20 protein-coding genes are annotated in these 21306 nt (G+C 58.2%); 11 read left to right on the top strand and 9 right to left on the bottom strand.

Annotated features, from left to right (window positions below):
• Nucleotides 1-18 precede the first annotated feature (18 nt).
• From J3R84_RS32670 to J3R84_RS32650, 5 genes are all read right to left on the bottom strand, one after another.
• Nucleotides 19-1224 (bottom strand): NAD(P)/FAD-dependent oxidoreductase, encoded by a 1206-nt coding sequence (locus tag J3R84_RS32670; protein WP_171520991.1) that lies wholly within the window; start codon nt 1222-1224, stop codon nt 19-21.
• A gap of 63 nt (nt 1225-1287) precedes the next feature.
• Nucleotides 1288-2232 carry a substrate-binding domain-containing protein gene (locus J3R84_RS32665; protein WP_171520992.1) on the bottom strand — a complete coding sequence of 315 codons (945 nt, stop codon included), beginning with the start codon at nt 2230-2232 and terminating at the stop codon, nt 1288-1290.
• Between the two features lie 75 nt (nt 2233-2307).
• The gene (locus tag J3R84_RS32660) at nt 2308-2619 is read right to left on the bottom strand and encodes a MocE family 2Fe-2S type ferredoxin (protein ID WP_057208284.1); all 312 of its coding nucleotides are present in this window, start codon (nt 2617-2619) and stop codon (nt 2308-2310) included.
• On the bottom strand, nt 2616-3650 hold the full coding sequence (locus J3R84_RS32655; RefSeq protein ID WP_203530041.1) for a sterol desaturase family protein: 1035 nt from the start codon (nt 3648-3650) through the stop codon (nt 2616-2618). The genes J3R84_RS32660 and J3R84_RS32655 overlap by 4 nt, the downstream gene beginning before the upstream one ends.
• Before the next feature lie 174 nt (nt 3651-3824).
• Nucleotides 3825-4826: a LacI family DNA-binding transcriptional regulator gene (locus tag J3R84_RS32650; protein ID WP_171520994.1), complete on the bottom strand. Its 1002-nt coding sequence runs from the start codon at nt 4824-4826 to the stop codon at nt 3825-3827.
• A 184-nt stretch (nt 4827-5010) separates the two neighbouring features.
• On the opposite strand from J3R84_RS32650, the gene J3R84_RS32645 reads away from it, so the two are divergent.
• Genes J3R84_RS32645 through J3R84_RS32630 form a run of 4 tightly spaced genes read left to right on the top strand, consistent with a single transcriptional unit; the run spans nt 5011 to nt 6231 of the window.
• On the top strand, nt 5011-5256 hold the full coding sequence (locus J3R84_RS32645; RefSeq protein ID WP_038577891.1) for a hypothetical protein: 246 nt from the start codon (nt 5011-5013) through the stop codon (nt 5254-5256).
• Between the two features lie 19 nt (nt 5257-5275).
• Nucleotides 5276-5545: a hypothetical protein gene (locus J3R84_RS32640; RefSeq protein WP_057215178.1), complete on the top strand. Its 270-nt coding sequence runs from the start codon at nt 5276-5278 to the stop codon at nt 5543-5545.
• Between the two features lie 55 nt (nt 5546-5600).
• A complete protein-coding gene (locus J3R84_RS32635) occupies nt 5601-5771 on the top strand; it encodes a hypothetical protein (RefSeq protein WP_171520995.1) in 171 nt (56 codons plus the stop codon).
• On the top strand, nt 5764-6231 hold the full coding sequence (locus J3R84_RS32630) for a hypothetical protein (protein ID WP_225906573.1): 468 nt from the start codon (nt 5764-5766) through the stop codon (nt 6229-6231). The genes J3R84_RS32635 and J3R84_RS32630 overlap by 8 nt, the downstream gene beginning before the upstream one ends.
• A 925-nt stretch (nt 6232-7156) precedes the next feature.
• Here J3R84_RS32630 and J3R84_RS32625 read toward each other — a convergent pair.
• The 3 genes from J3R84_RS32625 to J3R84_RS32615 all read right to left on the bottom strand — a co-directional run bounded on the left by J3R84_RS32625 (nt 7157) and on the right by J3R84_RS32615 (nt 10192).
• The gene (locus tag J3R84_RS32625; RefSeq protein WP_225906572.1) at nt 7157-7951 is read right to left on the bottom strand and encodes an ATP-binding cassette domain-containing protein; all 795 of its coding nucleotides are present in this window, start codon (nt 7949-7951) and stop codon (nt 7157-7159) included.
• Nucleotides 7952-8020: 69 nt separating this feature from the next.
• Nucleotides 8021-8959: a sugar ABC transporter substrate-binding protein gene (locus J3R84_RS32620; RefSeq protein WP_203530040.1), complete on the bottom strand. Its 939-nt coding sequence runs from the start codon at nt 8957-8959 to the stop codon at nt 8021-8023.
• A gap of 45 nt (nt 8960-9004) precedes the next feature.
• Nucleotides 9005-10192, bottom strand: a complete 1188-nt coding sequence (locus J3R84_RS32615; RefSeq protein ID WP_203530039.1) for an ABC transporter permease — start codon at nt 10190-10192, stop codon at nt 9005-9007.
• A gap of 86 nt (nt 10193-10278) precedes the next feature.
• Here J3R84_RS32615 and J3R84_RS32610 point away from each other — a divergent pair, with 86 nt between their 5' ends.
• The gene (locus J3R84_RS32610; protein ID WP_203530038.1) at nt 10279-11466 is read left to right on the top strand and encodes a Gfo/Idh/MocA family protein; all 1188 of its coding nucleotides are present in this window, start codon (nt 10279-10281) and stop codon (nt 11464-11466) included.
• Nucleotides 11467-11672: 206 nt separating this feature from the next.
• The gene (locus J3R84_RS32605) at nt 11673-13184 is read left to right on the top strand and encodes a GMC family oxidoreductase (RefSeq protein WP_203530037.1); all 1512 of its coding nucleotides are present in this window, start codon (nt 11673-11675) and stop codon (nt 13182-13184) included.
• Here the strand turns inward: J3R84_RS32605 and J3R84_RS32600 are convergent.
• Nucleotides 13181-14020, bottom strand: a complete 840-nt coding sequence (locus tag J3R84_RS32600) for a helix-turn-helix domain-containing protein (protein ID WP_225906571.1) — start codon at nt 14018-14020, stop codon at nt 13181-13183. The genes J3R84_RS32605 and J3R84_RS32600 overlap by 4 nt on opposite strands.
• A gap of 154 nt (nt 14021-14174) precedes the next feature.
• Here J3R84_RS32600 and hisD point away from each other — a divergent pair, with 154 nt between their 5' ends.
• From hisD to J3R84_RS32575, 5 genes are all read left to right on the top strand, one after another.
• A complete protein-coding gene (gene hisD / locus J3R84_RS32595) occupies nt 14175-15515 on the top strand; it encodes a histidinol dehydrogenase (RefSeq protein ID WP_203530036.1) in 1341 nt (446 codons plus the stop codon).
• The gene (locus J3R84_RS32590; protein WP_203530035.1) at nt 15512-17344 is read left to right on the top strand and encodes a thiamine pyrophosphate-binding protein; all 1833 of its coding nucleotides are present in this window, start codon (nt 15512-15514) and stop codon (nt 17342-17344) included. Before hisD ends, J3R84_RS32590 begins: the two co-directional genes overlap by 4 nt.
• Before the next feature lie 49 nt (nt 17345-17393).
• Nucleotides 17394-18092 (top strand): hypothetical protein, encoded by a 699-nt coding sequence (locus J3R84_RS32585; protein WP_203530034.1) that lies wholly within the window; start codon nt 17394-17396, stop codon nt 18090-18092.
• A gap of 70 nt (nt 18093-18162) precedes the next feature.
• Nucleotides 18163-19398 (top strand): VOC family protein, encoded by a 1236-nt coding sequence (locus tag J3R84_RS32580; protein WP_203530033.1) that lies wholly within the window; start codon nt 18163-18165, stop codon nt 19396-19398.
• A 33-nt stretch (nt 19399-19431) separates the two neighbouring features.
• Nucleotides 19432-20865 (top strand): aspartate ammonia-lyase, encoded by a 1434-nt coding sequence (locus J3R84_RS32575; RefSeq protein WP_203530032.1) that lies wholly within the window; start codon nt 19432-19434, stop codon nt 20863-20865.
• The last annotated feature ends 441 nt before the right edge of the window (nt 20866-21306 follow it).

Below are 21306 nucleotides of genomic sequence, written 5' to 3'. Positions count from 1 at the left end.
CCCTCCCCGCCGATTTGATCACGCGGCCCGCGCGCTTTTCAGAAGCGTCTTCAGATTAACCGCCGGGTCAGCCAATGACGCTGCATCGACAGCGGCGCCGGCGGCAATCAACATCTCGGCCAGCTTGATATCCTTGGCAATGGTGTTGCCAGCGCCCAGTCCTGCCGCCGCGACGAGCCGCCCGCCGTCCAGATAAAATTCCAGCTCTCCTTCTTCGAGGCAACGCACGACTGCCTGATGAGCGGGCTGCGGCAAACCCGCGACCTGCAAGCCCAGATCATATTGGTCGGTCCAGAACCAGGGGATGGCCAGGAATGCATCGTTGCCGCCCACCATGTTGCGGGCAGCAGTCTCGGCCTGGCTACGCGCATTGCGCCAACTCTCTAACCGGACATGCCCGCCGCTCGCCAGCGAAACCGCCGCGCAGTCTCCGGCCGCGAATATGTCCGGATTGCTGGTGCGAAGGGAAATATCCACCAGGACGCCATTGCCGGTCGCAAGCCCTGCCGACTCGGCCAACGCCATATCGGGCTGAACTCCAATCGCTGCGACGACAATGTCGGCTGGCACCACGACACGATCGGCGAGATAAACGGCATCATCAGTGATTTCGGCCACCCCTTGTCCGAGATGGAACTGCACGCCCTCGCCCAGATGCCTGGCATGAAGCTTTGCGGCGAAACGCGTGGGTACGGCGCGCCCAAGCGGCTTTGGCGCAGCTTCAATGATGCTGACAGCAACGCGCTTTTTGCGCAGCACGGCTGCGAGTTCCATTCCGATCAGGCCGCCACCGACGATCGCGACGCTCTTGCCGATCTCGGCACCAGAGAAGATCGTCTCAGCATCCGCATAGGTGCGGAAGTCCAGCGCGCGTTCTGCGCCGGGGCATGTCAGCCGCCGCGGACGCGCGCCAGTGGCCAGAAGCAGCTTTCCATAGGTCAACACCCGCCCGTCGCTAAGCGCAACGGTATGGCTTTCCACGTCAATGCTCGACGCCGAGACACCCTGAAGGTAGTCGATGCCGGAAGCTTCCAGCGCCTGCGCTCCGCAGATCGGCTTCAACTGGACCGCACCCTCGATCGGTTTCGACAACGGCGGGCGCTCATAGGGCAGGTGAGGTTCCGAACCGACGAGCGTGACGGCTTCTAAGAAGCCTGCTTCGCGCAGCGCAAAGGCCGCTCGAGTACCGCATTCTCCGGCCCCGATAATGACGATACCGCCCATGTTCTATCTCCAGCTTGAAATGGCCTGGCGCAACGCAATGGCGATGCGCCAGTCGTGGGAGGATCAGTTCTGATGGGCGTATTCGGCCATGTTCTTGGGCGTGACGAGCTCGAAGGGAACCCAGACCGCCTTCTCGATACTCTTGCCCTGAGCCAATGCTGCCGCCGCATCGACGGCGCTCGCTGACTGGCCCTTGGCGTTCTGGAATACCGTGACGTCCAGGTCGCCTGCCGCCATGGCCGCCAGTGCGTCCTGCGTCGCGTCGATACCAACGATGATTACATCGTCCATCGATACGCCCGCCGCTTTCAGCGCCTGAATGGCACCAATCGCCATCTCGTCATTGTTGGCAAACACCACGTCAATGGGTCGGCCGGCGGTGATCCAATTCGTGGTCAGATCCATCGCATTGGTGCGTGTCCAGGCAGCGGATTGCTCGTCAGCAATTGTCACGCCCTTGCAATCGCCCGCCGCCAGCGTTTCCTTCACCGAAGAGGTGCGATCCCGCGAAGCCTGATGCGCCAAATCTCCCATCAGGATGTAGACCTGGGCATCGCTTGCTTTTCCTTTTGCCTTCAAGAGCTCACAGGCAGCCTCGGCACCCAACTTCCCCGAGTCGGTCTCTTTCGAGCCAACATAGGCCTGCTTTTCGGGTAGCGTATCGACATTGTCGGGCTGAAGATTGAGGTAGACCAATGGAATGCCAGCCTTCTGCGCTGCTTCGCTGATGCCAGGGGCAGCCGACGTATCTGCAAGCGTCATGATGATCGCATCCACGCCCGAGGCGATGAAGTTGTCCAACTGACTGCGCTGTTTGGAAATGTCGGTTTGAGCATCTTCGATCTGAAGGTTGACGCCGCTTATCTGAGAAGCTCTCGCGTCGAGTCCCTGTCGTAGCAATGTCTGGAAATTGTTGTCGAAGCTCTGCATCGAGACGCCGATCGTCTCCGCGGACGCAGCCGTTCCCATTAAGGCGGCCAGAACGGCTGCCATGTACATGGATTTCATATCATCCTCCCAGTAGGTGCCGGATCACCCGATCGCATTCCGGAGGCCCCACGGGCCTGTTCGGTAGCGGAGCCTTTAGCCGAGGGCCACGCGTACTTCTCCGTCGATCACCTCGGCCGGATAGGTTCTCAGATTCTCGCAGGCGGGAAGCCGAAGAGCCTCGCCAGTACGATAGTCGAAGACGCCGGAATGCTTGGGACATTCCACCTCGAAGTCCATGACCAACCCGTCTGCGAGATGGATCGCCTCGTGCGTGCAGAGCCCGGCCGTGCAGTAGACGTTGTCGTCCGGCCCGCGGTAGATCGCGTAAGTGCGGCCTGCGTGATCGAAGCGCAGCGCGCCTTCCTGCTCAATGTCGTCAAGTTTGCATGCTGAAACCCAGGTCATTCGGCGGCCTCCCCGATTGCGTTGCGTGCCTTGCGGGCTGCGAGTTTTTCCTTCCGCTTGCGATAGCGTTCCTGCATGCGGGCCTCGCCATCGGGAGAGCCGTCGTGCCAGGTGCCGAACCAGCGATCGAGCGGAATTAAGGCGTCCCCATAGTTCACCTCGAAATACTTGTGGTGGAGATAGTGAGCATAGGCGTGGCTATCGACCAGCTTGTCTTCACCGACCTCAACCTTGTCGAAACCGACGTGACCAGGGATCGCACCAAAACCCGCATAGTGAAGTTGGTAGAGCATGATGATCGGGTTGGACGGCAAGATGAGGTGGTAGAACGCAGTTCCGAAATAGAGCAGATGCTCGATCGGATGCATCGACAACGACGACCAGGGCGATGGATTGACCGAGTTGTGATGGACAGAATGGACCCACTTGTAGAGGAACGGCGTGTGGATGAGCCTGTGGATACAGAAGAAGTGGAATTCGTGGATGATCGGGACCACGAGTGCGACGAGTGCCAGCGTCCAGGGATTTTCCGCAAACGTCAGCCAAGGCGCGGAACCATTGGCATAGGCCCACAGCATCAGGACTTCGATCGCGGTCCAGATTATCACTCCAGACAGAAACGTTCGCAGGATGTTGTCAACGTTCTGGCTTTCGAACCAAAAGGCCTTGCTCTTCTGGTCGGCCGGAAACTTGCCGTTGTACTTGAAGCGGTTCTCCTGGCGCTTCAGGATGTAAAGATGAAGTTCGAAAGCGCCGTAAAAGAGAAAGACGCAGATTGCATTCACGGCATAAAGCGACGCGATCCAGCCGATGCCCAAGTCCTGCATCGTCTCCGTGGACGGTATCACCCAAGCCCAATAGGCCACGGCTGATACGGCGAAGATCGCATTCCACGGAAAGAAATAGTGTGGCAGCCACTTTGCAAGCGCCAGCAGCTTGAGCGGAAAGGCAAACAATGGCGCTAATTCAATCGGCTCGTTCGGAGCCCAATCACCGCGTTTGTTGCGCGTTCCAAACTTCAGATCATCCATTGCGCTCTCCTCCGCGGGATCGGATGTGCTCACAACCGCACAAATTGACGATGGAAGAAGGACGCATTTAGCGCCCCTATCCGGGTCCTCTTCCTCTGGGAGGCCGGCATCTTCCTTGACAAAAATCTAGCAGGAGGCGGGTTGGATTCCGAAAGTTCGTTTGATCTGTTTAGATCAAAGCCCCTCAGGGGTGATGGTGATGAAGCGGATTGGAGCGAGATCCGGCTCGATCGACGTCAGGCCGATGCGTCGCAGAATGAGGTCGAGCGCCCGCTGGGCCTGTGCCTCCGGTGCCTGATCCAAAACCACGTCCATGATCCCATCACGCAGGGCCTTGCGCGTATAGTCTGTCAGCTCATGACCGACGAACAGCAGGTCCCGACCGCGGGGATCTCGGCGCAGCACGTCAATCAGTGCGGAATTTGCACCCCCGGCGTTATAGAGCCCCACGAGGTCGGGATAGATTTTGAGCGCGTTGACCAAAGTCTCCGCGCTATAAAGTTCGTCATCACGTGTGAACCCAAGCCATTCGAAGGCGATCGAACCAGGATGCTCGTGAAAGTAATCGGAGAACCCGCGGATGCGTTCGCGGTGCACCTGATAGATGGGATGGCACAAGGCAACGACCGAGCCCTTTGCCCGGGTCATTCGAGCAATGAGATGCGCCGCAGTCCGTCCGGCAGCGTAGTTGTCAATGCCGACGAACTCACCTTTCGTCTCAGAGGCACGCGTTACAACATGGACGACCGGGAGACCCCGCTCCACAACGGCTTCCACCGCCGCGCTGATCGTTGGATTGTTGGGTACGGCCAAGATCAGACCTGCGCGCGTCATTTCGGTAGACATGATGCGCCTTGCGATTTCCGCAGACTTCATCTCTTCAGTGAAGGTGCGGTGCACGATTACGAGCGGATCGAGTGTCTCGGCAATCCTCTCGAAGGCATTAGCGAGCCGGCGGTAAAAGGTCGTTTCAGGTCGAACCAACAAGACTTCAATGCGCAGCAGTCCGCGATGGGTGTCCGCAGGTAATCGGGGGTAATTGAGGGAGCGAGCGGCGATAACGACTTTCTCGACCAACTCAGCGCGTACGCCGCCTCGCCCGTTCACGACCCGCTCGACCGTTGCAGTTCCGACTCCGGCCAGGCGGGCGATATCCCGATAGTTCGGCTTGCTCACATTCCGGATCCCTAACAAAGGCCTGTACTACACGTAAGATGTCCCTCCATCATTACCTTGGCGTCAAGCGTCACAGATAGAATTCAGGAAATCGGATTGCTTCAGTGCATTGTGAACGTCTTGCATTAGAGGGACCTTGCGAACAGCAAACGCCGCCCTAACATCTTCTGCAGGAGGAAACGCCATGCCGAAAATCGCCGGGCCTAGACATCCGAAATCTCACCCCGATCGTGACCTGCAATGCCAGGAGGCGATCACTGATGAATTCCAGTTTTTGATCGAAAGGATCGAGGCAGCAGGATGGTCGCCCGAAGAGGCCTCATCAGCGTTGATCGAGCTGGCCGAAAACCACTATCTCTCGATCAATGCTGAGGCAGAAATGTTTGAGCTTGGCGCCGGCGTCGTGCTGATAGCCCCAAAGCCGCATTGATTGGGTGGAGGCTATCAAAATGCCCGGCACCACATGGCGAAAAGGCGACATGCCGGAGGATGGATCCGTAATCTTTGTCCGCGTCGTGCGCCCCTATCGGTTCAAAATCTACAAATCGAATAGCGAGGAATTTCGACACGGCAAGAAGGGTCGATGGCAGCAAATGAATGAGTTTGGTGGTTGGGATAATTGCGAGCCACCTACCGGCTTCGAATGGTCGATTGAGCTCCGCGATTCAGCGCTCCCCTTTTTGAGTTATGCGGAGAGCCTCCCCAAATCTGGTCGTTGACTCTCTGCCTTAATGAGAACATTTGTAGAACAGATTTACTCAGAAGGCATTGAGCATGAGCGACGAAGTTGGCGTTACCAAGAGAGCGGAAAGCAGCCTGGCTGAGCACCTGTGCGAACACCACGGCTTCAAGAAGTGGGACGGCTTCGACTTCGCTATCGGAAGGGCCACACCGAGCTGGTTCGGCTACGAACATCGGCCGGAGTGGAAGAAGGGCAATGCCTAAGAACGGTGCCTGGTGGCTATCGGAGCTCGTCGCCAAGGTTCGGGTCGAATGTTCATGCGGCATGAGGAAGCAATATGACGCCAAGGCGCTGCTGGAGCGCATCGGCGACATGCCTATGCCCTCCCTTTTGGACCAACTGGCACAAGCAAACGGCTGCTCGAAAACCAAGAACAACTTCAATGGTCGCTGTCAGCTGAAATACAGCGACCCAATGCCTTCGGAGGCCCCGCCCTCCCGATCGTACCGGCTGGCAATGCGGAGCCAGCCGGACGACCGGAAGAAATCACCTTCGCCAATCTACCGGAATGGTATGAGCTTTTCTGCCAATGCAAACGCTGCGGCCGAGAACATCACCTTGATCGGAACGACCTGGCGCGTCGGTTTGGCACGACGCAGTCGATCGTGGCACTTGGACGACGCATGCGTTGCAAGCAGTGCAGCAACAGCAACGGTAACGTGATCCGGGTGCGAAAACAGAGACGGTGATTTGTCGACCGCCGCGATGGAACATTGTTGCCGCAAGGGTGTTATATGTACTCATGTCGAAGGTTGCACCTCTGCAAGGCCCCTCTCCTGGGGCCTATTTTTTTAGCTCAAACAAATCGACATTATCGGCAGCTCGGACAACCCCTTGTACGATCGATGGCCCGGCTGGCCGCGGACCTCCGGCGCAATTTTCCAGAGAGGACAGGCTTTCACCCCTAAACCTATATATGCGAGCTTTTGCTGGGGCATGTCCCGACAAGGAAATCGTGCAACAAGTTGTTGCACGTTTGCCATCGGGCCATAGCGTTAAACTCATCGAGGCGCTTCAGGCTCCGGAAGAACGGCTTTGGTATGCCATAAGGCAATAGAACATGGGAGGAGCTGCAATGTTCTCGCGGTTGGCGACGAGAAGCGCCAGATCGATGGAATCGAACCGCGATCCCACTGCACTCGACGGGATCACGAGCATCTCAATAGGGATGCGCAGTTGATAGCATAGGCCATCAAAAATCGAGGGCGCCAGAATGGAAGGCAAGCAAGAGCCTAAGGCTGCCAGCAAGGCAAAGCCGACGACATGCAGTCGCCATATCTAAAAAAGTGCGTCAGAGGGCTTCACTTTTCCCTATCCTGCGAAATTGAAGGTGCAGGTGGAAAGGAGCGATCTTGGTATCGGCATCGTTCTCGACGCCTGCTTGGGAATGGGAGAAGGCAATGTTTAGACAGCTACTTGCACTCGCGTTTATCTGCCCGGACTACGATCACGCACTCGACGCAAATGTCAAAGTCACGAATGGGCAGACGTTCTGGAATGCGTTTCTCGCAGCAGTTTTTAAATAGCGCGATTTCAGGCAATAAAAACCCGGCGCATCACTCTACAGTGGAGCGCCGGGTTGTTTTGTTCAGGCGCGGGCACCTGTGATGTAAGAGATTATCTCATCAGTCGTCGTGCGCGGTGTCTGCAGTTCGGCCGCGATCCGACCGCGGCGGAACACGTAAACCCGGCTACTGAGTTCCATGACCTGCTTCATGTTGTGGCTGACGAGAAGGACAGCAACACCGCGGGATTGCAGCGCCCGGATAATGTCATGAACATGGGCGGTTTCCTGAACGCCGAGCGCCGCAGTGGGTTCATCCATGATTATTAGCTGCGAACCCCAGCCTGCCGCGCGCGCGATCGCAACACCCTGGCGCTGGCCGCCGGACAAACCACCAACGATGTCACGCACGCCTGGAACGTTGACTCCAATTTCATTCAAGAGTTCTTCCGCGCGAGCGGTCATCTTGCGACGGTTCAAAATGCTGAGACCGCCGAACTTGAAGTAGAACTCCTCGCGACCGAGAAAGAGATTGGTCAGGACATCAAGATGCTCTGCAAGTGAAAGGTCTTGATACACGGTCTCGATACCCGCCTCGCGGGCATCGCTAGGGCGATGGAAGATTACTTCACGCCCTGAAACCAGCAGCTTTCCTTCGGTAGCGGGTTGGGCACCCGAAAGGATTTTGACAAAGGTGCTCTTCCCGGCTCCGTTGTCGCCGACGATGGCGACCACCTCGCCTGGCATGACTCTGAGGTTCGCACCCGAAAGGGCGATCACGCCACCATAGTGCTTGGCGACGCCGACTGCCTCCACAATCGGGGTGGATGTTAAGGGCATAACGACAGCCTCGCTTTGGCGGACTACAGACAAGGGCATTGCACCTCTCCTAAAATAAGTTCGTCAAGTGAGAACCCGCGCCGTCTCGGCGGCGCGGGTCGATCCGCATTAGTAGTCAGCCGGAACCTGTTCCACGTTGTCCTTCGTGATCAGCGTATTCTGGATGATGATCTTGGACTCAACCTTCTCGCCGCGGATCGCCTTATCGGCGGCTTCGACCGCAAGCTTCGAGAGCAAGGCCGGGCTCTGAGAGACCGTTGCAGTAAGCGTGCCTTCCTTGATCGCGCGACGCGCGTCCTCCGGATAGTCAACCGCGAAGAACATGACTTCGTCCCGGCCCTGCGCTTTCGCGTATTCGGCGGCGGCGACGAGTTCCGGTCCATGAGCGAATACTGCGTTCAGTTCTCCCTTGGGGTACTTAGAAAGCCAGTCCTGGATCAAGGCAACGGTCTTATCCGCAGCCCAATCGTTTGCCTGCTCTTCGACGATCTTGATTCCAGGTGCGCCGTTAAGCGCATCATGCTCTCCCTTGCCTCGCCCGATCTGCGGCGCCGTTCCCAGGATGCCGGTCATGATGGCTACGTTGCCCTTGCCGTCGAGCATTTTGACGGCTTGTTCCGCGTGAAGCCGACCGATGAATTCTTCATCGGAGCCAACGAACGAAGTGATCGGTGCTTCTTCTGAGATTCCCATCGAATAGGAGACGACTGGGATTTTTGCATCGGTTGCCTTCAGAACACTGCCGACAAGGCTGTCGGGATCGGCCGGTGCAACAATGATCGCGCTGACGCCTTGAATGACGAACTGCTCAATGGCGGCATTCATCTGCGCCACGTCATTGTGGCCATCAACGACGGTGATGTCGTACCCGAGCTTCTTGGCGTTTTCTTCCATCGCCTTGACGCCCACGTTCATCCATGGGTCGACGCCGACATTGTAGATCATCACGCCGATTTTTTTGTTTTCTGCGCTTGCAGGCGCAGAGAGGGTACCGCTAATTGCGATTGCGATCGAAGCGATACCGAACATTCGTCTTGTGAGTTTCATTGCATTTCCTCCTAGTTTTGGCAGTGTTTTCTGCCGGTTCCACTCTTAGTATTTGCGGCCGCGCCGCAGGGCTTCGTAACCGACGGCCAGGAGAACACCTGTTCCCATGAATGCCGGTTGCCAAAAGGCAGAGATGCTGTAGAGCGTCATCGCGTTGTTCAGGATCGTCAGAGCGAAGATCCCGATGACGGCGGAAGCAATGCCACCGACCCCGCCGGTCAGCGGGGTACCGCCGATGACAACTGCCGCGATCGAAAGAAGCGCCCAAGTCGTTCCGGCTTGCGGACTCCCGATGCCGGCGACAGAGGTCAGCAACAGGCCGGCGATCGCTGCGGTGAGCCCGCCGATCGCATAGGTCGCGATAAGAACCCGGTCGACATTGACACCAGCGCGGCTGGTCCCGACTTTATTGCTGCCGACCGCACGGACATGCTGGCCATAGCTGGTGAAATGCAGCACGAGCGCCAACACCACAACAACGACGATAAACACCATGCTCGGAAAGGTCAGGCCGCCGATATGGAAGAAGCCGAGCTCGCGCCACTCGCGTGGCAGCGGCGCGATCGGACGCGCTTCGGTGAGCGCGTACATCGTGCCGAGAATGATCGCTTGCGTTCCAAAAGTCGAAACAAAGGGGTTCATCCCTACCTTCGCGATCAAGCAGCCGTTGGCGATCCCGATAAGTAGGCCGAGGACTAGCGCTGCGACGATCCCGGCCGGAACGCCAGCCACCAGGGATACGGTCGCAGCGAGGCATCCGGCGGCCGCGGCAGTCGCTCCCACAGAAAGATCGAAGCCTCCCGAGATGATCATCAGTTGCATCCCGCACGCCACAATACCGACCATCGACGCCTGCTGGATGATGTTCAACAGATTGGCCGGGTTCCTGAAACTCGGGTTGGCGATTGACAGGCCGATGATGGCGACCACTAACAGCAACAGCATGACGCGTTGCACCATGACGGCAGGATGCTGCGGCGAGAGGAACCGACGCAACGGTCCCGGTTTGTCGGCTACGAGCCGACCTGTGGCGACATGAGTCATTCCACTTCCCCTTTTTAACGATTTCTCGAAGACGCCGACTAACGCCTTTCGTATTTGACCTCTGAGAGTAACGGCGGGGGGCAATGTGACAATTTCGCAAGCAGCGGACTCATGACGCAGCTTGAAGCACTCAGCGCTTCGATTCGATCGCACCGAAGGCATTGGGTGATTGTGGAAGATATGCGCCACACTGCTTCATATATTCGCGCGATGCGAAGTTGCTGTTATGCGTCGCCGATGAGACTGGAATAGCCATAAGAATGGAGACCAGTCACATGCCAAACTTGATCTCGGACATTCCGGCGAAGCGACGCTTCACCGTTGGCATGATCGGAGGAGGTCACGGATCGTTTTTCGCGGGAATCCACCGCGCCGCCATGCGCCTGACCGGTTGCTTCGATGTGAAGGCTGGAGTGTTTTCCTCGAACGAAGCCGTATCCCGGGAGGCCGCAGAGGCGTTGGGCGTCATTCCGGAGAGGACCTATCGCACTTTCAGAGACATGGCTGAGGCGGAATCCATCCGCTCAGACAAGATCGATGTAGCAGTCGTCGTAACACCCAATCACCTTCACTACGAGCCTTGCAGGCTGTTCCTCGAGGCTGGAATTCCCGTCATCTGCGACAAGCCCCTGGTGAATACCTCCGGGGAAGCCGAGGCATTGATCGATCTGGCCGAAAAGACTGAATTGTTCGCGGCGGTCACCTACACCTACACAGGTTATCCGATGGTGAGGGACGCAAGGGCGCGGGTTCAACGTGGCGAGATAGGCGAAGTAAAGTTCCTCTACGTCGAATACCTTCTCGAGTGGTTGGCAAACGATCCCTCCAAGCTCGGCAAAGGCGGCCTCTGGCGGGGCGATCCAGGCAAAGCGGGATTGACCGGTGCCCTCGGCGACGTTGGTACCCACGCATTCAACATCCTCGAATTCGTCTCTAGCAAGCGGTGTGTCGCCTTGAATGCCAAGCTCTCGACCACGGTCGACGGTTTCGGGCTGGACGACACCGGCGTTGTGCAGATGGAGTTCGAAGGAGGTGCAGAAGGATTGCTGTGGTGCAGTCTAGCAGCTCCCGGCCACCGGAACGGTCTCCGTTTCAAAATTGTTGGAAGCAAGGGCACGCTTGAGTGGCGACAGGAGCAGCCCGAGACGCTGCATCTTTCTCGGATGGGACAGGCCGATCTCATCTACCGCAGGGGAGCCTCGGACATGACAGAGGAAGGAGCATCGTGCGTGAGCCTGCCTGCCGGAAACCCCGAAGCCTATCTTGAAGCCCTTGCCGTGCTCTACATGGACTACGCCAGCGCGCTTGAAGCCGGTCCGAACTGGCGGACTATCGGCAAGACGCCAGTCACCGACCTAAACGAAGGCTTGCGCGGGGTCCTTCTTTCCGAAATTTGCGTCCGCTCGTCACAAACAAAAATGTGGCAACCGTTTCCAAAATCGAGGATGTGGGGCGACCCATAGCGCCCGCGGCCAAGATTTAGCTATTCGCCATTTCCAGTGCTCGATCAGCAAGTTCGCACCTGTCCGATATGTGACGCACTGTGACGCAAGAGCCCGGAATCCCGCTTCTCGGGTCATTTCACCGGTGTTAGATACCTTACAAGGGACGGCAAGCGCCTGATGGGTCGCGCCGCTCGATAATCAATCACGATAAAACCGGGAACGACATGGAAGATTACGACGTCATCATTATCGGAAGTGGTGTAGGCGGAAGCGTAACGGCCCGCAGACTTGCCGAAAACGGGGCACGCGTCCTCATACTGGAGCGCGGCGATTTCGTGCCACGGGAGCCGGAGAACTGGAGCGTCGATACCGTCTTCTTTCAGAAGAAGTACAAAGCCATGGACACTTGGCTCGATCGAAACGGCAACCCCTTCGATCCCGGCGCTTGCTACAACGTCGGCGGATCGACCAAATTCTACGGCGCGGCCTTGTTCAGGCTGCGCGAGCAAGACTTCGAGACACTCGAACATAAGGGTGGCATCTCGCCTGCCTGGCCGATGCGCTACTGCGATATGGAGCCGTACTACGATCAGGCGGAAAGAATGTTCCGCGTTCACGGTGACGACACGGGAGACAAGACCGCACCGCACAGGAACGGGCCTTACCCTTTCGGGCCGGTGCCATCGGAGCCGGCCGTCGCACACCTGGCGGATCGGCTTCGCAGCCAGGGCATCTCCCCGTCGGCTATGCCGAATGGCGTGAACTCCGGAGCCGCGGGAACCTGCATTCTCTGTAGGACCTGCGACGGCTTCCCTTGCAAGATCGGACAGAAGAACGACGCCGAGACGTGCGCGCTCGAGCCCGCTCTAGCGACGGGGAGGGTCGATCTCAAGACCAGGACCTTCGCTCGGCGCATCATCCTGTCGGGGGACGGCAGGAAGGTAGAGGCAGTCGAGGTGGAAGAAAAGGGCGAGACAAAACGCTACTCGGCACCACTGTTCGTCGTGTCCTGTAACGCGGTCAATACCGCTGCCCTGCTCCTGCGCTCCGCGAGCAGCTCCGCGGCGAAAGGCGTTGCAAACAGCTCGGATGTCGTCGGCCGCCACTACATGGTCCATAACCAGACGGCTCTCATGGGGCTATCGCATCGGATCAACTCGACAACGTTCCAAAAGACTTTGGCGATCAACGACTGGTATTTCGGCGATAAGAATTTTCCGTGGCCGATGGGACATATGCAGATGCTCGGCAAGCTCCAGGGCGGCATGTTGACCGCCAACGTGCCGTACCTCCCGAGGTTCTTGGGCAACGAGATGGCCAGGCATGGAATGGACTGGATCGCTTTGTCGGAGGATTTACCTGACCCCAACAACCGCGTCACCCTTGAGGGCAGCCAGATCAAGCTGGCGGTAACTCTCAACAACATGGAAGGGCATCTCGAACTGGTGAAACGCATGAAGCGCGCTTTGCAACGCGCGGGCTATCCCGTTGTCGTTACGAAGTCGCTTGTTGCGCATGCGACTGCCCATCAATCCGGCACCGTGAAAATGGGCAGCGATCCGGCGACTTCAGCGCTGGACCAGTATTGTCGCACTTGGGATCACTCCAACCTGTTCGTGATCGACGCGTCCTTCTTCCCATCGTCGGCGGCAGTGAACCCCGCGCTCACGATCGCTGCGCAGGCGCTACGCGCGTCTGACCATATCCTCGCGACGGAATTCAAGAAGTCGGCCTAATCGACGCTGCTGAGATACTGCTGGACCTCGGTGGGGATCGATCGGTCCCCTTTTTCCAGCGTGGTAACCCGGTCCAGGTGTTCTCGCTTCAGCAGACCAGGTCCGCGGAAATGCATCGCGACTTTCGTCGAGTAAGGCGGACGAAGCATGGTCTCCGCGATCCCACTCGTAATCCCCATTAGGAAGCTCTTTGAACTCCGCTGGACTGGGGCGTAGATTCCAAACGTCATTTCGTTTTTCTGGACGGCCTCGAAATCCAGCGAAAACAACCGGCCGCCCAGCGGGATTGTAAAACCGTGATATTTGAAGACGAAGTCGATCTTGTCCTGGTCCTCAAGATTGGGGAAGCGCTCGATGTAATAGTGCTGCAGCAAGTCCCGGTTGCGGTAGATGCAATAGGCCGACCTTAGCACCTTCCCCTTGTAGATCGTCGAATACTGATATCGGTCGTACACGCCTGCGTATTCGTCCCCTGCTGTATCCTCCGCGACCAGCAGCGTGTCGAGGAATGCCGCCATCCTCTTGGAACTGCGCAGCGTGTCGATGGCGTAGAAGTAGTTGCCCTCCATGAGAGTGCGGAACTCTTCGGGCTCGGCGAACAGGACGGACCTGCTGAGGCCAAAGAAATTCGCGATCAGGCGCTGGTTCTGCATCGACGGCAGGTGGAGGCCCGACAAGTACTTGTTGAACTGCTGTCTGTTTATTTTGATTTTCCGGCAGATGTTCGAGACCGTTCCCTGACGCTCACACAGAAAGCGCAGGTTCTCACCAAAATTCTGGCTCTGTAAGGGATCGATGATTTCGGTGGTCACTTTGGCGCGCTCGTTGTGCTTCATTTCTCCTGCTGAAAATGCGTCAGTTTGCGCCAAGTTTCAAGGCCCTGCGAAATTGTCCGCGGCAGTTCGTTGGAACACTCTGCCGCGATCGAAATGAGCAAGTGCCACTCTGCCGACGGCGGCGGAAGTCGCGGATCAAAAGCGGGATAATGCCATGATAAGACATTTGAAACGTCCTCTCGCCGAGGCGTCGAATTTCCACGATGAGGCCGTAACGACGACCGTGCAGAACCTGATCGCTGAAGTCGAAACGGGCGGCAACGAAGCCGTCCGGCAAATGGCCATCCGCTTCGACGGCCTCGACCGGGCGGACTATCGACTCACGAAAGCGGAGATCGACGCCTGCGTGAACGGCATCACGAAGCAGGAGCGCGAAGACATCGAGTTCGCGCAGGACCAGGTCAGGAATTTTGCCCAGGCCCAGCTCGATACGATGTCGGAACTTGAGGTTGAGACCATTCCCGGTGTGGTGCTCGGGCATAAGCATGTGCCCGTGGACAGCGTCGGCTGCTACGTACCCGGTGGCAAGTACCCGTTGCTTGCCTCCGCTCACATGACCGTATTGACCGCGAAAGTTGCCGGCTGCGACCGCGTGATCACTTGCGCACCTCCATTCAAGGGCGCTCCGGCACCCCTGATCGTCGCGGCTCAGCATCTTGCCGGTGCTGACGAGATATATGCTCTAGGCGGCGTCCAAGCCATAGCCGCGATGGCGGTCGGCACCGAGACGATCAAGCCTGTTAGTGTCCTTGCCGGCCCGGGTAATGCCTATGTGGCCGAAGCAAAGCGTCTTTTGTTCGGGCGCGTGGGTATCGACCTTTTCGCAGGTCCGACCGAGGTGCTTATTGTCGCCGACGAAACGGTTGATGGCGAGCTTGTTGCAACCGACCTGCTTGGACAGGCCGAGCATGGAGCCAACTCCCCTGCAGTCCTGATTACCAATTCTGAAAAGCTCGCAAACGACACCTTGGAGCAGATCGATCGCCTCCTACGCATCCTACCGACGGCGGCAATCGCTGGCGAGGCATGGCGGAACCACGGTGAGATCATAATCTGCGACACCCGGGAGGAAATGCTGTCGGAAGCCGATCGCGTCGCTTCCGAGCACGTCCAGATCATGACCCGCGACGACCAGTGGTTCTTGGACAACCTTAAGAACTACGGTGCACTTTTCCTCGGGGCGAGGACGACGGTTGCATATGGCGACAAGGTCATTGGAACCAATCACACCCTGCCTACGATGCGAGCCGCGCGCTACACCGGCGGCCTATGGGTGGGGAAATTTCTCAAGACCTGCACATATCAGAAAATCCTAACGGACCAAGCTTCTGCACTCGTCGGAGAGTACACTTCACGCCTGTGTATGATGGAGGGTTTTGCCGGACATGCAGAACAGGCCAACGTCCGGGTTCGTCGTTACGGACATCGGAATGTAGACTATGCGACCGCCGTTGAGCCGATCGCACCGGAGAAGAAACTGGAGGTAACGAAATGAAAATGGACAAAAAAGTCGAAGGGATCGAAGTTTCGCGCGAAATGACCGGCGGCCAGATCATTGTGGACCATCTCATACGAGAAGGCGTCACGCATGTCTTCGGTATTCCTGGACATGGCGACACGGCATTGATGGATGCTTTTGTCGACCGCAAGGAAGAGATCAATCTGCTCCCAGCCATGCATGAACAGAACGCCTCGCACATGGCAGACGGTTTCTACCGTTCATCTGGCAAGGTTGCGGCCGTCGTAACATCCATCGGCCCGGGTGCGACGAACACGCTGACGGGTATAGCTACGGCCTTCGCCGATTCCCTCCCGCAGCTCGTCATTACCGGTGGTGTCCACACCTACATGATGGGTCGCGGAGTTCTTCAGGAACTCGATCGACCGCATTCGGACAATTTTCCGCGGATGGCCGAGCCGGTAGTGAAGCGCTGGTTCAACCCGAGCCACGTCGAGCAAATCCCGAACATGATGGAGCAGGCTTTCAACGCCATGCTCGAAGGGCGCATGGGTCCCGTGCTTCTCAATGTCCCGCAGGACATTCAGGCCGAGACCGGCAACGTGGTCATTAATGACGGCAAGAAGCGCCGCACCGCAGCGCGCACTTATGGCGATCCCACCTACATCGCCGAAGCGGTCCAATTGCTTATCGCGGCAGACCGTCCGGTTATTCTGGCGGGTGGCGGCGTCATTACTGCCGAGGCGACGGAAATCCTCCGCGAAATCGCCGAGTTTCTGGGAGCTCCTGTGACGACGTCGTTCATGGGTAAGGGTTCTTTCCCAGAAGATCACGAGCTGTTCGCCTGTGCATGCGGGGATCTGGGATCGATCCCGGGCAACGCGATGACGCGCACGGCGGATGTGCTCCTGGCGATCGGCTGCCGCTTCTCCGACCGCATCACGTCGTCCTACCAGCCGGGTATCACGTTCGATATCCCGAAGACAAAGCTCATCCAGGTCGATCTGGACGGCTTCGAGATCGGCAAGAACTATCCTGTCGAAGTCGGTATCGTCGGCGACGCCAAGGCCGTCCTGTCCGCAATCCTTGACGCACTCAAAACGATAGCCAAGCCGCGTGACTACAAGAACAGCGCGCAGTTCAAGGAATTGCTGGCGCGCAAGGTGGAGTGGGAAGAATTCCTCCGACCCCTCCGCACCGCCAATGTGCAGCCCATGACCGCCTCCCAAGTGCTCGTCGAAGCGCGCAAGGTCCTGCCGCGCGATGCGATCGTCGTAACCGACAGCTCCAACCCGCAGAACCAGGTCTTCAACGAGTTCCCGGTATATGGCCCGCGCCAGCACATCACGCCCGGTGGCATGTCAGGCATTGGCTTCGCTCTGCCGGCGGCTATCGGCGCGAAACTCGGTAAACCCGAGGCACCCGTATGCGCCGTCTTCGGTGACGGCGCGTTCCTGCAAACAGGTACCGAACTGGCCACCGCCGCAATGCTTGGCACCGCGGTGATCTTCCTGGTGATCAACAACGGTGGTTGGGGCGCAATACGCAACCTTCAGCTCAACATGTTCGGCGAAGACCGCGAGATCATCACGCAATTCAAGACGCCGGATGGTGAACCTTGGATGGCGGACGCGGCAGGGGTGGCGAAGTCCTTGGGCTGCCAAGCCGAGCGGGTAACCGATCCGGCCGAAATCGGGCCGGCCATTCAGCGCGCTCTTGCCTCCGGCAAGCCCTATCTCATTGATGCGATCTGCGCGATCGAGCGCCCATACTCCAACATGCACGTGACCGGTTGGTGGGACATCACCGTCCCTGCGTATCTCGGCGATTTGCGCGCCCAGTACGTCAAGGGACGCGGCTTTTGATGAAAGCGGGCCAGCCCACGTGGCTGGCCCGATACCTTGGGGAGGGAAAATGATGCAAGAAAACCGCACCCGGCCTTTGGCTTTTGATGGTACGTTCGTAAAGGCCCAGATGGTGTATGACGCGCGCAACTACACAACCAGTGGCGTCGTCACGAACCTGTCGGACGAGCCCATGTATATCGCCGGCGAACCGATCGGGGTCATTCCGCCTTGGCGCTCTGCGATCCTCAAGGACGGGGTTATTACCAAAGGCAAATGTGCCTCCGTTGTCCATGTCCCAGAGGATGTCAACCTTGGCGGCGTCGTTCTGGACGGTTGGAAATGGCTTGGCGAGACCGTGCCGGAGTTTCCGAAACGCACACCCCTCTACATCTCGCCCAAGGACATAGTCGCACGCGTCGAACTGAACCCTTGGAACCTTTCCAACAGTCCCGAACCCAGGGACGAACTCCAGCAGTTCGATATCCAGCTGAACCTTTGGTGGGCGCCTGCACGCACGGACGCGGTGATCCACAACACACATTCCTTTATCGAACTGCACACGCAGATTTTCGGCCACGGACGCATCCAGTTGTTCAAGGATGCAGCAGGCAAGGAGATGTATCGCGAAATCAGCGCTTCTCCAGGCGATACCCACGATCCCATTGTCTGGGTGGTCGACAAACGCACCTTCTTCTATCCGTGGCACCGAGGCTGGACAGATACCGACTGCATCTGGATGGCGATTGAGTTCCACCCGACGGTCTGATCGGGGCCCAATTCCAAATTCCTGGTCCAGATCATTATGACGGACACTTTTGATAATCGGAGGGTCTAGCGTGCCCACATTGGTGCAGCTCTATTCGGCCCGCAACGTCCAATCCCAAACCGAGGCGCTCGACCGGATAGCCGCGGTCGGATACGACGGCGTAGAGGGCTGCTGGCTGAACTTCGAGGATCCAGCCGCTTTCCGGAAAGAACTCGACCTGCGCAGCCTGGCGATGCCGCAGGCTCACGTTCCTTTGGAAATGCTGGAGAATGCGTTCGATCGGGTGGTCGATCTGACCAGGCATCTCGACATCTATACTGTGATCGTGCCAGGGCTGCCCGAGGATGGGCGGCCATCGAGTACGGACGGCTGGCGAAACCTCGGAGAGCGCCTCGATATTGTCGAAGGCAAGCTGCGCGCCTTGGGCCTCCGGTTCGCTTGGCACAATCACGATTTCGAACTCATCTCCCTGCCAGACGGGCGAACGCCGATCGATATCCTTTTGGAAGGCGCGCCGGGTATGGATTGGGAAGTGGATGTGGGTTGGATTCTGCGTGCCGGCCAGGACCCCGTTTTGTGGTTGACGTCCTACGCGGGCCGGATCGTTGCCGTTCACCTCAAGGACATTCAGCCCGACATCCTCGAGGAGGGATGGGCCGACCTGGGTTTCGGTGAGAGCAATTGGTCCGATGTTTTTCGAACGCTCCGCGCCCTGCCGCGTCTGGCGGCACATGTCGCCGAGCACGACGCACCCCTCGATTTTTCCCGCTTCGTATCCCGTTGGAAGATCGCCCACGATCGCTTGTCCGCGCTTCGGCCCGGCCGATCCTTCGAAGGTTTCACCCATGTGGCGCTAAAGGTTCACGATCTCGATGCTCAACTCTCGTTCTACGAGCGCGTGATGGGTTTCCGCGAGATGTTCCGGTTGCCGAATGACGATGGCTCGGTGTTCCTGGTCTATCTCCGCATCAACGATCGCCAATATCTGGAATTGTTTCCTGGCGCGATCGGGGAGCACGCTCCGACCCCTGAAGAGCGTGGTTATCAGCACATGTGCCTCGAGGTAGCCGATGTCGACGCCACGGTGGAGGCGCTCCGCGCTCGCGGAGCGCGGATGTGCTTGTGGCGCGACGACCTGTCCGGTATCTGCGAAGTGGAAGGAACCGCCATCACGACGGGACGGGACGGTAATCGACAGTCGTGGATCAAGGACCCTGAAGGCAACCGCATCGAACTGATGGAATTGAATTTGGCCGGCATGCAGTACGGGGCCATGGGTGCGCGCCTGTCGTCCAGTGCGCGATGAAAACGAATGACTTTAACAAGGATGGAGCCAGAAATGTTGTCCTCGGCAGAACCGACGCGACGTGTCCAAGATATGCTCGGCGACATCGATATCCCCGTCGCAAGCTACTACGGCGCGCAAACGGCCCGGGCGATCGCCAACTTCCAGATTTCGAGGATATCGATTGGACACTATCCCGTCTTCATTCGTGCCATGGCATTTGTGAAGAAGGCCGCGGCGCTGGCAAATGTCGAGCTCGGCGATCTCGACATTGACAAGGGCTCGGCCATCGTCGCGGCGTGCGACGACATCGCCGACGGCATTCTGGCCGACCAATTCCCTGTTGACGTGTTTCAAGGCGGCGCAGGAACCTCCACGAACATGAACCTAAATGAGGTGATCGCCAACCGCGCGCTGGAGCGACTGGGGCTTCCCAAAGGTCGGTTCGACGTCATCCATCCGAACAACGACGTCAACCTTTCGCAGTCCACCAACGACGTCTATCCAACGGCCATCCGCCTTGCCCTGCTTCTCAGCGACGAAACCCTGATATCAGCTCTCGACGAGCTTGCGACCGCGTTCGAACTGAAGTCGACCGAGTTCTCCGACATCCTGAAACTGGGCAGGACGCAGCTACAGGACGCTGTGCCAATGACACTCGGCCAGGAGTTCAAGGCATTCGCCGTAACGCTGCGCGAAGATATCCAGCGCTTTACCGAAATGTCGTGTCTCTTGAGGGAGGTCAATCTTGGCGGTACCGCGATCGGAACGGGGATCACCGCCGACCCGCGATACGCGGCCTTGGCGGTCGCGAAGCTCCGCGAGGTATCCGGGGTCGATTTGAAATCGGCGTCTGATTTTGTCGAGGCCTGCTGGGACACGGGCGCGTTCGTGCTTTTTTCAGGGACACTGAAGCGAACGGCCGTCAAGCTATCGAAGATATCGAACGATTTGCGATTGCTTTCGTCCGGGCCTCGAGGAGGCTTAGGCGAAATTCATCTGCCGCCAATGCAGGCCGGATCGTCAATAATGCCGGGGAAGGTCAACCCTGTTGTCCCGGAAGTGGTGAACCAGGTTGCCTTCCAAGTCATTGGCTCGGACCTTGTCGTGACACTCGCAGCGGAGGCAGGGCAGCTGCAGCTCAATGCCATGGAGCCCGTCATCGTCTTCAACCTGCTGCAATCGATGTCGATCATGGCGAATGCGGTCCGAACGCTTGCTTCCAAATGCGTAATCGGCATTACAGCGAACGAAACGCGCTGCCGGGAGCATCTCGAGTCCGGCACCGCTCTTGCGACAGCCCTAACCCCTCTCATCGGCTACGAGAAGGCCGCGGAGATAGCCGCGGAAATCCTCAAGAGCGGCCGCCCCATACGGGGGCTACTAGAGGAAAAAACCACGCTCGCCTCCGATCTCGTCGATCGCGTGCTCGACTCAAAGGCGCTCGTCAGGCCAACCCGGTTCAGGTCGCCGACGACCGAGCGATAGCCGCGATGTGATCAAGGCGCTGAAAAGGGAAGACTTTCAGCGACCTATCCTGAAGATCGAAGCAATAGCGTCCCACCCGCGTGGCCCGCATAGCCAGAGCACGCGGCCGGGCACACGCTATCGCGCGTACCGTTGACTCGCAGGTTGGCGATATTCGTGCAGTCCTCCAATCAGTCACCTCCAAGTGCAATGCGCTCCAGCCGGCGCCGGTTTCCTCAAAGGCTATGGCTGACCGGTTTTTCCTCCCCGAAACACGGACACCGTCGGTAACTACCCCGCAAGCCTCATCCCCGAAGCTTCCCTCCCGGCCCCTCGCTCTCCAATTCCATCCGAACTCCGATTTTCGAATTGACTATCTCGTCATTATGATTATATGGTCAATGTAGAGGAATGGTCTGGAGGAGAACTATGCCGCAAGCCTCGCGTGACGTCGCGATCAGG

It is taken from the genome of Ensifer canadensis, assembly GCF_017488845.2.
In the GTDB taxonomy this organism is placed as follows: domain Bacteria; phylum Pseudomonadota; class Alphaproteobacteria; order Rhizobiales; family Rhizobiaceae; genus Ensifer; species Ensifer canadensis.
The sequence above is the reverse complement of the archived record's forward strand: the minus strand, read 5'-3'. Positions and strand labels throughout refer to the sequence as shown.